Source organism: Neiella marina (genome assembly GCF_002165625.1).
In the GTDB taxonomy this organism is placed as follows: Bacteria; Pseudomonadota; Gammaproteobacteria; order Enterobacterales; family Neiellaceae; genus Neiella; species Neiella marina.
On sequence record NZ_NGNS01000016.1, the window covers coordinates 68,734 to 81,701 of the forward strand.

The window sequence follows — 12,968 nt, forward strand, 5'->3', positions numbered from 1 at the left end:
ATCGGTTAAGACGCAGCTAGCACCGCAGCTTTTGGCGTTCCCGGCAAGGTTGCCAGTTGGTCCATTTGCGCTGCGGATGAATGTTCATGATGAAGTGGAATGTCAAAAGTCACTTGAGCACCAAATCGCTCAGGTGCTTGTGGATCGTGGCGCAGTTTGTCGAACACCCAGAGCCGACTACCGAGGTGGAAGCCTTCACTTAGATCATGGGTGATCATAAAGACAGTGAGTTGTTGCTCCTGCCACAGTTCACCAATCAAACCATGCATGTCTTTGCGAATCCCTGGATCGAGGGCGCCAAATGGCTCATCAAGTAGCAAGATGCGAGGCTGTTTGAGCAAAGCCTGGGCAATCGCCAAACGCTGCTGCATACCACCAGATAACTCACTGGGATAACGATTGGCGGCATTCGCCAGGCCAACCTTTTCCAGCATGCTCATGGCACGCTCGCGAGCAGCAGATTTTGCTTTTCCGGCCAAGCGGCCAAGCAATAAACTCGTCAAAGAACCAGCAAACTCATCACCCAACATGCAGTTTTCCAATGCCGTCAAGTGCGGAAACACCGAATAGCGCTGGAACACAATACCGCGCTCAATGCCCGGCTCTGGGTTGAGCGGTTGGCCATCGAGCAAAATCTCGCCGCGAGTGGCTTGCTCCGTGCCCAGTAATAAGTTGAGAAACGTCGTTTTGCCACAACCGGAAGCACCAACAATGCTGACAAATTCCCCTGCTTTGACGCCCAGGTTTAGCCGTTCGAGCACCACGTTGTCGCCGTACTCTTTCCAGACGTTATTGAACTCAATAATTGAATCAGTCATCGCGGCCTCCCTTCGATGCGTGATACCAAGGGAACGCGAGTAGCGACAAGCGCTTCAATGACCAGTCCATGGCAAATGCCAGCGCCGTGATCCAAAGGACGTAAGGCAAAATGACATCCATCGACAGGTAGCGCCGAACCAGAAAGATGCGATAGCCCAAGCCCTCGGTAGCGGCAATGGCTTCAGCTGCAATCAAAAACAGCCAGGCACTGCCTAAGGTCAGGCGAATCGCTTCAATCAATCGTGGCATGATTTGCGGCAATACCACTCGCACAATAATCTGCCAACTGTTACCACCAAGCGTCTGAGCTTTGAGTAGTTGCTCGTTGGGCAGCGCATCGGTGCGAAGTTGTAAATCTCGGACAATGATGGGGCTAATACCAATGACAATTAGCACCACCTTGGAAACCTCGCCCAAACCAAAAACGATAAACAGAATCGGCAAAATTGCCATTGGCGGAATGAGTGACAAAGCTGTTACCAAAGGCGATAGCGGCGAGCGCATGTAAGGCACCATGCCGTTACCGATGCCAATCAACAGCCCTATCAAGGCACTAATGCCAACCCCCATTGCCAAACGCAACAAACTAGCGAGAGTGTCTTGCCACAGCAGGTACTCACCCGTGCGTTTGCTGGGCTCAAATGCCATTCGCTCAATGGCTTCGGCAAAACTGCTAAACGCTGGCAACAACTTGTCATTGGGGTTCTCTGCCAATCGTGCATCGGATGCCGATAAGTACAGCAGCAGCAAGATAATAAATGGCAGTACCCCAAGCACAATGCGGCCATAGCGATTGGGTTGGCGATTGATGATGCGCGTCATGGGCACCTCACGGTCGATATTTGGTGTTCAGGCAGATTGAGCTCGGCCAACGCCACAATGTGGCACAACGTGGCCGAGCAAAATCAAAATGCGTTACAGCAGGCAGGGTTTACAGCGCACCTTCGGCGGCCATCGCCATGTAACTTGGGTCAAAGCGCAACTTGATGTTGCCTTTGTCACCAAACACGCCAGCTGGCGTTTCAATGCCGATAAAGCCAGCGTCCGGCGCACCTTCACCCAACAAACCATGTTCGAAAGAGAATTCAGATACCTTTTCCATGGTGGCGGTCAGCTTGGCACTATTGGTAAATGCAACAGCATCAGCTGGTTTGTAGAACATTTTGGTGGACGCTAACTGCGCTTCGTAGCCAATCAAATCAGTACCAGAGGCTTCGGCCATGAAAGTTTTGGCCTTCACCGCAGCTTCATCTGAACCCGACATAGTGGCCATGATTTCATACCAAGCACCGGTCAAGGCTTTGCCCAGCTTAGGGTTGGCTTTCAGGGTGTCCGTATTGACCACCAGCAAATCGATGATTTCGCCAGGAATCATCGACGAATCAAATACCTTACTGGTTTTTGGCATTGCCGTGATTTCGCTTAGCAGCGGGTTCCAAGTGGTCACTGCAGTCACACCGCTGGTGGTAAATGCTGCAACCAAATCGGCATCCGACGTGTTAACCACGGTGACATCACGCTCTGTCATGCCAACTGATTCAAGACCACGAGCCAACAGATAGTGGGAGACACTTAGCTCGACCAAATTAACGTTTTGTCCTTTGATGTCTTTGAGCGACTTTTCGCCTTTGAGAACGATACCGTCGTTGCCGTTAGAGAAATCACCGACGATTAACGCTGTAGAGTCAACACCGCTGGCGGCGGGAATAGTCAGAGCATCCATGTTGGTCATCACGGTGGCGTCAAACTGACCTGCAGTGAACTGGTTGATGGACTCAACATAGTCGTTGATCTGTACCACTTCGATCTTGATGCCGTATTTGTCTGCCCACTTATCAACAATGCCGGATGCAGCACCGTAATCCCACGGCATCCAACCAACATAAATGGTCCAGGCTAATTTAAATTCAGTTTTTTCAGTGGCTTGAGCTGTACCGAACATCGTCAATGCACAAATAGAAACGACGGCGGCAACTCGTTTTACAGAACGAAAGACTTGCAACATGGCTAACCTCACCTTGGTTATTTTAGAGCTACGCAAACAGGCAATAGCTGTTAGTTCAATTTGGGTTTTGCGATTTTGGATGTGCGCATTGAGCTCACCCAAAGAAACTTGTGGCACGAGAGAAACTTTGACCTAAGGTCGTTCTCCCGGGCTTTTGTCCCTCCGTGTGACCCCATTTGCGATAAAGCGGTGAGGTTGACAACTCTCGGACCAGTCACTGATTTGAAGTCAGCCGGAACCCTAGATGTCTATTTTTCAAATTGTGGTCAACGCTGGTCCATGACAAGTCATCGACTTGTTGGTAGCGGAGATAGTTCTCTCTAATGCGTTAAGGAGATAACAGCAAAGCCTGTGCCAAGGCATTAAAGATGCGCCAAACTCAGCGACGCCAAGGACAAGAAACTATATTGGTGTTTTTTAAGCGATGATGTGGCGATGATCTACGCACCAAAATTAAGCAATTTTGACTAACCCTTGCCCAATATTGAGTCAATCTGTATCACTGTTACTCTGATGATAATGCTTGAGGCAAAACCACAGCCCTGCGCGGTCGAGTAGTGTATGTTCCATCACGCTGCAGTTTTCACAAGCAAAAGTATTCGCCAGCTGGTAATCACTTAACTTTGCCGACGCGCCAACAAATATTATCGCCATATCAACAACTCACAATCACCTTATGGTAGCCTTCGAGCCGTGATAGTAGTTGGTAAAGAAGAAAACCATGCAAGTAGTAACCATCACCCCAATCCGCTCTCATTTGAACCTTCGCCTAGGGGTCAATGAAAAAACCGCTGGATACAAAGACTTTCTTGATTCAATTAAGTCGTTACTGCCAAAGGCAAAAATCTCCAAACAACGTTCGGCGAAAGCTTACAAATCACTAAAAGTGGATGATAGAGACGGCCTCAAGCTGTTTAGCATCAAGCATAGCTTTGAACAGCAGGGAATTAGCCTAACAGCCCATGTGTATAGCAATACGGTGAGCATCATCGAACTGTTGTTTGACGAACAAACACTGCCCGACACCGATCTCGAAAATTGGGTTCAGGACCATACCACAACGCTGATCAACGAATACTACCAGCAGCACTTAATGCCACAATTACAGTTGCTGGCAGCCAAACTGGCGCCTAAGTATCTTGAGCCAATCGGCAAGTTCTCAGGCTTTATTGATATCAATGAACCATTTGGGTCGGATGATGAAGTAGAACAACTTTGGAGTGCTCGCTCGTTGCGCTTGCAACCTCATCAGCGCCAAAGCCATGCCGACTTGATCACCGAATGGCTCAGCAACACCCCATGCCCGGAGGATGCCACAGCAATTATTGCAGGCGAATCAGATGTCTCCATGGTGTGGCTGAACTATGTGTTTGTTGATACCAATGTCGAGCTCAATGATATGCGAATTGCCGCCATGGTCTCGGCGCAATACGTTTACTCGGTGCAAGACATCTGCAATAGCAACCTCTACGAAACCATTTCGACAACTTACCTGGAAAAGAGCGTGCAGCAGGCGAAAACCGCAATAACAGCGATTCGCGCCATTACTCGGATGCATATCAGCAGCTTTCAGGAAGCTCGTAAATACCTAAAGCCCGAGAAAAAAATTCTTATTGATGAGATCTTAAAAGGGTGGGATTTCGACAAAGTCACTGCTAACTCCGAGCGTTTGATCGACATTTGTTCCAGCCGGCTTCACGATATTCAATCCACTCAGGAAGAGAAAAGTAGCTATTACACCGATCTGATTCTGGTCGCTATCGGTTTTATCAGCTTATTTGACTTAGCGATAACCTTGTCAGAATACAGCCGAACTTATACTGCTAGCGCGACTTTAGGGTACCGAGATTCGGCGCCGTCATCATTTCTAACCATGATAGCCACTCTAGAGACCGACCACCTGCTACTCATCAGCTTCTTCTTTATTGTCTTTGCTTTCTTTATCTACCTGTATGCCAAACGTCATTAAATTTCTGCTATTGATTCTTTGTTGTTGGAGCCTGCCGGCCCAAGCGGCGACGCTTCAACAACAATCCATTTATACTGCGCCTTGGCCACCATTTGTCACCGGCGACGAACAACACTTGGGCAGTGCCGAGCGCATTGTGCAATTAGTGCTGTATGAGATGAAGCGCAGCCCATCATGGCACCACATCGACTACTACTTCAGCTTTAAGATGGCAGCGGAGGGAGACATTACCGCCGCATTTCCGTTTTTCAAAACTCCCGATCGACAGGCTCGGGCATTGTTTTCTGAACCACTCATGCGAGTGGAAAATGGCATGTTTTATTCCGAGCGTTGGCACCAAGATGTTGCCCAGCTCGCTGCGGCCGACAATCAATCACTGAAATATGGTCGTGTTGCCGGTTATAGCTATGGTCAGCAACTCGATGAGCTGTTGCCCGAAGCAAAGATTTATAGCAGCGAGTTACTGGCGCTCGAGGCATTGGCCAACGGTGATATCGATCTCCTACCGATTAGCATTCAAGTTGCGAAGCACTTGATTCGCCGCTACATGCCCCACAAAACCCATGAATTTAAAGTGCTGAATAAGCATCGTGCCCACAACAACGTGTATTTAGTCGCGCCCAACAGCGTCGAAGGACGAGCTTTTATCGAACAATTCAATCAAGCCCTAAAGACGTTAAAGGCGCAAGGTTTGTTTGATGAAATTCTCAGCAGCAATCGCATGGTTGAAGGTTCTGGTTTTGTTCGCTTGGTTGCCGCCGAAGGATTTCCGGTTGTCACTGGTTATGAGCTACTTGATAACGGTGACAAACAGTTCTTTGTAATCCCGCAGGGCTCGCGAGGCGAGGTACTTAGATGGCATCCAGTAGTATTACAGCCACACGACAATGAACAAATTTTTGATGGCATGATGCGCTACTCGTTGGTCCATATTGCCAATGGCCCACATGCTGGTAAGTCACTCTACATTCGCAATATGCACATAGAGATCGATTAATCATGAGCATGCTGTCGGTAATTGGCTGGTTTGGTACCCTTTGTTACTTGTATGCCCATGCTCGAATTAGCGTGCTAGGGCAACCAGCCAATCGCATCTACTTTTGTTGCAATGCCGCAGCGGCGTTGGCGCTGGTGATTAGTTCAATGGCATTAATGTCTTGGCAGCCCGTGGCGATCAACTTGTTCTGGTTGATTGTCAGCCTTGCTTCGATCAAATCTTGGCAGCTACCCAAATTACCCATTAGCAATCGTGCTTTGTTTGCTTGCTGTTTATTCATGTTTGTTGCCGGTAGCGGCTTATTGCTGCTCGGCTCAATGTCAGGTATCGCCATCTGGGGCTGGAGTTCGACATTGGCTTTTTGTTTGGGCTATTGGAAGTTTTCCGCCAAACGTTTACTACCGAAGCACTACTACTTGCTAAACACCTATGCTGCTTGGATTTTATTGTTTCAACTATACCAAGATGGTAACTGGCCAGTGTTTGGCCTTGAAGTCGTTTGGGGTTTTATCTCACTAACAGCTTTCTTAACAGCAAAAAAGCAATGATAAACACCAGCAAGATGGTAGAAATTTGCCATCGAAAGTCATAGTTGTGACCCCCAACAAAGCATTGCATAATCTTGCAACCCAACGGTTGTCAAAGACTTAATTCGTATTAGAATCCGTAGGGTCTGATAAAAAACTCTATCTACCCAAAAAAGACTTAGGGACATATTGCTCAATGAATGCTGAATTTGTTAACCCTTTTCTGACATCGCTTCAAAATGTTCTTGGCACCATGGCGAATATGCAACTAACGCCAGGTAAGCCGGGCTTAAAGCGAGATGAAGTGGCCAGAGGGGACGTTTCAGGCTTGATTGGGATGATTGGCCCGCAAACCAAAGGGTCGTTCTCCATTAGCTTCGAGCAAGAGCTCGCCTTTGAAATCATGCAACGTATGCTTGGCGAGCGCCCAACCAGTGTTAATGAAGAAGTAACCGATATGGTCGGCGAAATCACCAACATGGTGACAGGCGGAGCAAAAAACCTACTCGGTGATAAGGGATACGAATTCGATATGGCGACTCCAGCCGTAGTCTCCGGCCCAGCACACACCATTACTCATAAGGCCAAAGGGCCAAAGTTAATCTTGCCGTTTACTAGTGATGCGGGCAAAGCCTACATCGAGATCTGCTTTGACAAATAGCCACTGGTTTCAAACCCAAGTCGAGCTTCGCCCCTACCGGCGGGGCTTTCATCTGATCACTGACACTCTGGTTTCAGCCATTCCTGAGCTACACCGCATCAACATCGGTTTGTTTCATGCCTTTATTCGCCATAGTTCGGCGTCATTGACCTTAAATGAGAATGCTGACCCAACGGTTCGAGGTGACTTTGAGCGTCATTTCAACCAGATGGTGCCAGAAAACGCGCCATATTATCAGCACACTTACGAAGGTCCGGACGATATGCCTGCCCATCTCAAGGCTTCACTACTCGGCGCCAGTGTCAGTATTCCCATTCAATCAGGTCGTTTAGGATTAGGAACCTGGCAAGGTATTTACCTCGGCGAACATCGCGATCATGCATCTGGTCGCTCGGTCATCATCACCATTCAGGGTCAAGGCTAGCAAACCAGCTTGCTTAGACCTGCTCTCCCCCTTGCCGGTGCCAATGAAGACAATAAATTTCGTTTGTTGAATACCAAATAATGCAACCCTCGCCGCCATCAACCTTGCGCTAAAATGGCTTAATCACATCGACTTTGGTTGTTGCTCATGGTTGCCGCTTCATACCCAACAAACATGTATCACTATCCTTTGCCTGAATATCGCCATGCTGACGGTGGCCAGTTGACTGTGCGCTTGCGATTGGCCCGGGACGCGAACGTCGACCAATTGTGGTTACGCACCGAACCGGACAACGAAGAACAGCTGACGGCAATGACTAAAGAGCAAGTCGATGAGCGCTGGCAATGGTGGTCAGCTGATGTCTCGTTGTCTGATCATGAACCAACTTTTCTCTATTGTTTTAAAGCAATCTGTGGCGACCGCCAACGATGGCTCGATACCACAGGCGTAGGACCAAGAGCTCCGAAACGGGAACATCAGTTTCGCTGGCTGCTGGCCGATCATCCGCCGCAATGGATTCACCGTCAGGTGTTTTATCAGGTGTTTCCCGAGCGCTTCCGCAATGGCGACCAACGCCTCAATGTGCAAACGGACGCTTACCGTTATCACGGCGAAGTTGCAACTCAGTCGATGCCTTGGGGAGATGACATCTTAGCCACGGGTGATCAAGCCGCTTTTTATGGTGGTGATTTGATCGGCGTTGAGCAGGGTATCGACTATATTCAGCAACTTGGCGCCACTGCGATATATCTCAACCCAGTCTTTAGTTCACCAAGTAGCCACAAATACGACACCGAAGATTACCTCAACGTTGACCCGCACTTTGGCGGTAACGCAGCCTTAGCCGATCTGTGCCAACAAATTCATCAACGTGAGATGAAAATCGTACTCGATGCTGTGTTCAATCACACTTCCGAAACCCATCCTTGGTTTGATCGCTGGCAACAGCACGACAACAGCGGCGCTTACTTCACGCCATCGTCGGATACACGCAGTTATTACTATTTCTATGACCAAGCCAATGCCGACTCTTACCGCTGCTGGAAAGGTGCGAAAACACTACCAACACTGGATTGGGGCAACCCCCAAGTGCAGGACTACTTCTGCAACCCAAAATCAGGAGTGATTCAGCATTGGCTCAACGCGCCATATCATATTGATGGTTGGCGCCTCGATGTGATCCACATGCTTGGCGATGGTCCGGGGGCAAAAAACAATGCCACTCGCATGCGCCAAATTCGCCAAGCAGTGAAACAATCCAACGCCAACGCCATGGTGCTGGGCGAGCACTTCTTCGAGGCCAGCCGCTGGCTACAAGGCGACCAAGAAGACGCAGCCATGAACTACTTTGGTTTTGCCACCCCAGTCAGGGCATTCCTCGCACATCAAGATGTTGCCTATCAGCCCTGCCGCCTAGATGCCGAAGAGTTTGCTGCCTGGTTGGCTGAAGCTCGCAACAGCATTGCGTTTGAACATCAATTAGCACAATTTAACTTGCTCGGTAGTCACGATACCGCACGCTTTTTTACCCTGGTCAATGAGCATCTGCCAACGATGAAGCAAGCAGTATTAATGCTGATGAGCTATATCGGGGTACCGAGTATTTATTATGGTGATGAGATCGGATTAGTCGGCGGCAATGACCCTTATTGCCGTCGCTGTTTTAACTGGGATGAAACGAGCTGGCATCATGAGCTGAGAAGCTGGTATCAGCAAACGATTGCGTTGCGCCATCGATTACCAGCGTTGCAACGAGGGGCCTATGCGACACTCTATGCTCAAGGCGATGTGTTTGTATTTGCCAGAATTGTTGAGCAGCAGATGTTAATCGTAGCGATTAATCGCAGCAATCAAGCATTGGAGGTCAATCTGGATTTGTCTTGCTGGCATCATCAAGCCAGCCATATCGAGACGCTGATTGGCGACGGTCAGTTAAGCCAGCAACAATTGTTGCTATCTGGGTATGCAGCCACCTTGATTCTGTGCCAGTAACAGCTGATGAGTGCTACAGCTCCCCTGTAGCAACGAAAAAGGCCGAGCATTGCTCGGCCTTTGTGCTGATAAAGATAACTCTGGGCTTAGATGTCTAAATCCAATGCAGGCTTTTTCTGCAGGGCCGGAAGCGCATCTTTGAACTTGTCAGTAAGGCTATCGCAGGCCTGGCCTGCGTGTGGTAAATCACTCTTCATCGTCATGTAAAGTTTATGCGATTCAAGCTTTACGTATTCCCAGTTGATTTCAGTCTTGGGATCATAACCGTTATTAAAGGCATAAATCTTCGTCAGATCGATGAACTTGTCTTTATCTAGCGGTATATCGCAATCAATGCTGATGTACTTCGCTTCGGCAGCCAATTGAACCAACTCATCGGTCAACTGGGCCTCATCATTTGCCATAGCAGTACCAGCTACCATCACTCCTAGACCTAACAGCAATGCTTTCATCATTCATATCCTATGTGAAAAATGGAATCACCTAGCCTGAGTCCATTTAAGCGCTTGGCGTCAGGCAGTTTATTTATCTTTAACTAAGATTAGCAATGATTTAGAGAATAGCAGGCAAAAAATTAACAAAAGCTGAACAAGGTAATGAAGCGGTGAAGATGAAGCGATTTTTAGCTATCAAGTAAATTTAACAGTAGCGAAATTTTACTCGCCGGGTCATGCCACAAAACAGTTCATAAGCAATGGTGTCTGCACATCGTGCCACCTCATCAGCAGAGAGCTGCTGGCCCCACAGTTCAACAGGGTCGCCAACGCGAACATCGGCATCGGCGATATCAACCGTGAGCATGTCCATCGACACCCGCCCCGCCAAAGGAAAACGCTGATTGTTAATCATCACAGGCGTGCCATCTTCGGCATGACGCGGATATCCATCGCCATAACCCATGGCAACAACAGCAATTCTAGTCGCTTTTGGTGTCCGCCATCTGGCGCCATAACCAACTGGCTCGCCAGCGGCTAACTCTCGTACCGCAATGACTTTACTGTTCAGCGTCATGGTCGCCTGCAGCTGATGATCGCTCGCTTGCCGATGTTGCATCGGGCTTGCGCCATACAACATGATACCCGGTCTGAGCCAACCTTGATGGCTGGCAGAATGGGCGATAATTGCAGCGGAGTTGGCCAGCGACACCTCGCCACCGAAAGTATGTTCTGAAAAACTAGGATACAAAGATTCAAAGGTAGCCAACTGACTTTGGGTCATGGTCGAATGCAAGTCGTCAGCACAAGCGAAGTGGGTCATCAAATTGATATCTGCGCGGACCGCCAAACAATTTTGTAGACGTCGCAGGTAGGCATCGGTCAGCTCTGGCGCAACGCCAATCCGATGCATGCCAGAATCAACTTTTAACCAAACGGCAATGGGTTGTTCGAGCTCGCCGTCTTCGACCAACTCAAGTGCTTCAAGTTGCCACTGCTGATGCACCACGACGTCGAGCTGCAAGGTGGCAATTAGTGGCAATTCTTTGGCTTCAAAAAAGCCTTCAAGCAGCACAATGCGATGCTGAAAGCCCGCTTCACGTAACGTCACCGCTTCATGCAGCCGGGCCACGCCGAAAGCATCTGCGGTATGAAGAGCATGGGCACTTTCAATCAAGCCATGGCCGTAGGCATTGGCTTTAAGCATGACCATCACCGGGTGTCCCGGCGCGTGCTTACGCACTTGCTCCAAGTTATGCGCAAGGGCGCTGGTGTGAATGGTGGCAACAGCAACTTCCAAGAGCTACTCCTCTAACATGCCGCCACCGGCATAATTATCAAACCGCGAGAACTGGCCTTGGAAAGTCAGCCGGATGCGGCCAATTGGACCATTCCGCTGCTTACCAATAATAATTTCCGCAGTGCCTTTATCAGGACTATCGTCGTGATATACCTCATCGCGGTAAATAAACATGATTAAGTCGGCATCCTGCTCAATAGAGCCCGATTCACGCAAGTCAGAGTTCACTGGGCGCTTGTCAGCTCGCTGCTCCAATGAACGGTTCAGCTGCGATAAGGCAACCACAGGGCATTCTAGTTCTTTCGCCAAGGCTTTCAGAGAGCGAGAGATTTCAGCAATCTCTAGGGTTCGGTTCTCACTCAAGCCAGGTACCTGCATTAACTGCAAGTAATCAACCATGATCATGCTAATGCCGCCATGTTCACGAGCAATACGACGCGAACGTGAACGCACCTCAGTTGGCGTAAGCCCCGACGAGTCGTCAATGTAAAGTTTGCCGCGCTCGACCATCATCCCCATGGTGCCGGATATTCGCGCCCAATCTTCGTCATCAAGCTGGCCGGTCCGGATCCGGGTTTGGTCGACGCGACTCAACGATGCCAACATCCGCATCATGATTTGTTCGGAAGGCATCTCGAGGGAGAAAATGACCACTGGTTTATCGGCTGTCAGTGCCGCATGTTCACAGAGGTTCATGGCGAATGTGGTTTTACCCATCGACGGTCGGGCGGCAACAATGATGAGATCCGATGACTGCAGGCCGGCGGTCATTTTATTGAGGTCGGCATAGCCGGTATCAACACCCGTAACACCGTCATGGGGATTATTGAACAGCTGCTCGATTTTCTCCACCGTGGCGGTTAACACGGTATTGAGATTTTGCGGCCCTTCGTTGGAGTTGGTCCGGCTCTCAGCAATTTTGAATACTTTGCTTTCGGCCATGTCGAGCAACTCGGCAGCGTTACGGCCTTGCGGATCAAAACCAGCTTCGGCTATCTCATTGGCGACACCGATCATTTCGCGAGTCACAGCCCGTTCGCGAACGATTTCTGCATAGGCAGCAACATTAGAAGCACTGGGCGTGTTTTTGGCGATTTCAGCGATATATGCGAAGCCACCAACATCATCCAATGCACCTTCATTCTCCAGCGCTTCGGCCAACGTTACTAGGTCAATCGGGCTGCCTGATTCAGCCAGCCGCCCCATGGTCTCGAACAATAGTTGATGAGGCCGGCGATAAAAGTCCTGAGCAACCACTTTCTCAGCCACTCGGTCCCAAGCTTCATTGTCCAGCATCAGACCACCAAGCACAGACTGCTCAGCTTCTAATGAATGTGGCGGGACTTTCAGGGATTCAACCTGACGATCTTGAGAACGCTGCTTTTGCGGAGTACTAGCCATGGGACACCTATCGAATTCGGCCCATTATTATCGGCAAAACCGCCGAGGCTGTCACCCGATTTCACGCAACAAGCGTGAACTGGCAGATGATCAATAAAACATTAGCTATGACTAGAGGCAACCAATAATGACGGTTACCATGGCCCAACAATTATTGCTTGTAACTGCACGAAGGAAACTGAGCTTGGCCTGTGACGACTGCATTAGCACTGTGTTTAAGCGTAAATTAGGGCGTTGCAAAATCTGCGCTTTGCAGCTTTCCTTGTTGTCTTTAATTTGCTGGCCACTATGGTACTGGCTATACGCCGACTCGCCGAAATCCGTTGAGTCGATCGCTTTGCTATTTTTTAGCGGTGCTTTTACTGGGTTACTATTGCTGCACTTGGTGGTTTGGGTTGTTCGGAGAATAGCGGGTTAGGCTCAGGTATTACGCGCAATC

13 protein-coding genes and 1 riboswitch are annotated in these 12,968 nt (G+C 49.2%); of the genes, 7 read left to right on the forward strand and 6 right to left on the reverse strand.

Going from position 1 to position 12,968, the window contains the following annotated elements:
• Window positions 1–5: 5 nt before the first annotated feature.
• From CBE68_RS12650 to CBE68_RS12660, 3 genes are all read right to left on the reverse strand, one after another.
• The gene (locus CBE68_RS12650; protein ID WP_087506460.1) at window positions 6–818 is read right to left on the reverse strand and encodes an ABC transporter ATP-binding protein; all 813 of its coding nucleotides are present in this window, start codon (window positions 816–818) and stop codon (window positions 6–8) included.
• Entirely contained in the window at window positions 811–1,641 is an 831-nt protein-coding gene (locus tag CBE68_RS12655; RefSeq protein ID WP_087506461.1) for an ABC transporter permease, read from the reverse strand. Before CBE68_RS12655 ends, CBE68_RS12650 begins: the two co-directional genes overlap by 8 nt.
• Window positions 1,642–1,750: 109 nt before the next feature.
• Entirely contained in the window at window positions 1,751–2,824 is a 1,074-nt protein-coding gene (locus tag CBE68_RS12660) for a putative urea ABC transporter substrate-binding protein (protein ID WP_087506495.1), read from the reverse strand.
• Between the two features lie 141 nt (window positions 2,825–2,965).
• A riboswitch (guanidine-I (ykkC/yxkD leader) is annotated at window positions 2,966–3,079 on the reverse strand.
• A gap of 466 nt (window positions 3,080–3,545) precedes the next feature.
• Here CBE68_RS12660 and CBE68_RS12665 point away from each other — a divergent pair.
• The 6 genes from CBE68_RS12665 (at window position 3,546) to malZ (ending at window position 9,394) form a co-directional block, all read left to right on the forward strand.
• On the forward strand, window positions 3,546–4,793 hold the full coding sequence (locus CBE68_RS12665) for a hypothetical protein (RefSeq protein ID WP_087506462.1): 1,248 nt from the start codon (window positions 3,546–3,548) through the stop codon (window positions 4,791–4,793).
• On the forward strand, window positions 4,777–5,790 hold the full coding sequence (locus tag CBE68_RS12670; protein ID WP_087506463.1) for a substrate-binding periplasmic protein: 1,014 nt from the start codon (window positions 4,777–4,779) through the stop codon (window positions 5,788–5,790). Before CBE68_RS12665 ends, CBE68_RS12670 begins: the two co-directional genes overlap by 17 nt.
• Before the next feature lie 2 nt (window positions 5,791–5,792).
• Window positions 5,793–6,338, forward strand: a complete 546-nt coding sequence (locus CBE68_RS12675) for a CBU_0592 family membrane protein (protein WP_087506464.1) — start codon at window positions 5,793–5,795, stop codon at window positions 6,336–6,338.
• A 175-nt stretch (window positions 6,339–6,513) separates the two neighbouring features.
• Complete coding sequence (locus tag CBE68_RS12680) at window positions 6,514–6,978, forward strand: chemotaxis protein CheX (protein ID WP_087506465.1); 465 nt, start codon at window positions 6,514–6,516, stop codon at window positions 6,976–6,978.
• Window positions 6,968–7,402 (forward strand): secondary thiamine-phosphate synthase enzyme YjbQ, encoded by a 435-nt coding sequence (locus tag CBE68_RS12685; protein WP_229744732.1) that lies wholly within the window; start codon window positions 6,968–6,970, stop codon window positions 7,400–7,402. The genes CBE68_RS12680 and CBE68_RS12685 overlap by 11 nt, the downstream gene beginning before the upstream one ends.
• A 147-nt stretch (window positions 7,403–7,549) precedes the next feature.
• Complete coding sequence (malZ, locus tag CBE68_RS12690) at window positions 7,550–9,394, forward strand: maltodextrin glucosidase (protein WP_087506467.1); 1,845 nt, start codon at window positions 7,550–7,552, stop codon at window positions 9,392–9,394.
• An 86-nt stretch (window positions 9,395–9,480) separates the two neighbouring features.
• Here the strand turns inward: malZ and CBE68_RS12695 are convergent, their stop codons facing one another.
• From CBE68_RS12695 to dnaB, 3 genes are all read right to left on the reverse strand, one after another.
• On the reverse strand, window positions 9,481–9,849 hold the full coding sequence (locus CBE68_RS12695) for a hypothetical protein (protein ID WP_087506468.1): 369 nt from the start codon (window positions 9,847–9,849) through the stop codon (window positions 9,481–9,483).
• 184 nt (window positions 9,850–10,033) lie between these two features.
• The gene (gene alr, locus CBE68_RS12700; RefSeq protein WP_087506469.1) at window positions 10,034–11,128 is read right to left on the reverse strand and encodes an alanine racemase; all 1,095 of its coding nucleotides are present in this window, start codon (window positions 11,126–11,128) and stop codon (window positions 10,034–10,036) included.
• Between the two features lie 3 nt (window positions 11,129–11,131).
• The gene (gene dnaB, locus CBE68_RS12705) at window positions 11,132–12,529 is read right to left on the reverse strand and encodes a replicative DNA helicase (protein WP_087506470.1); all 1,398 of its coding nucleotides are present in this window, start codon (window positions 12,527–12,529) and stop codon (window positions 11,132–11,134) included.
• Between the two features lie 139 nt (window positions 12,530–12,668).
• On the opposite strand from dnaB, the gene CBE68_RS12710 reads away from it, so the two are divergent.
• Complete coding sequence (locus tag CBE68_RS12710; protein WP_371870492.1) at window positions 12,669–12,947, forward strand: DUF3624 domain-containing protein; 279 nt, start codon at window positions 12,669–12,671, stop codon at window positions 12,945–12,947.
• Window positions 12,948–12,968 lie beyond the last annotated feature (21 nt).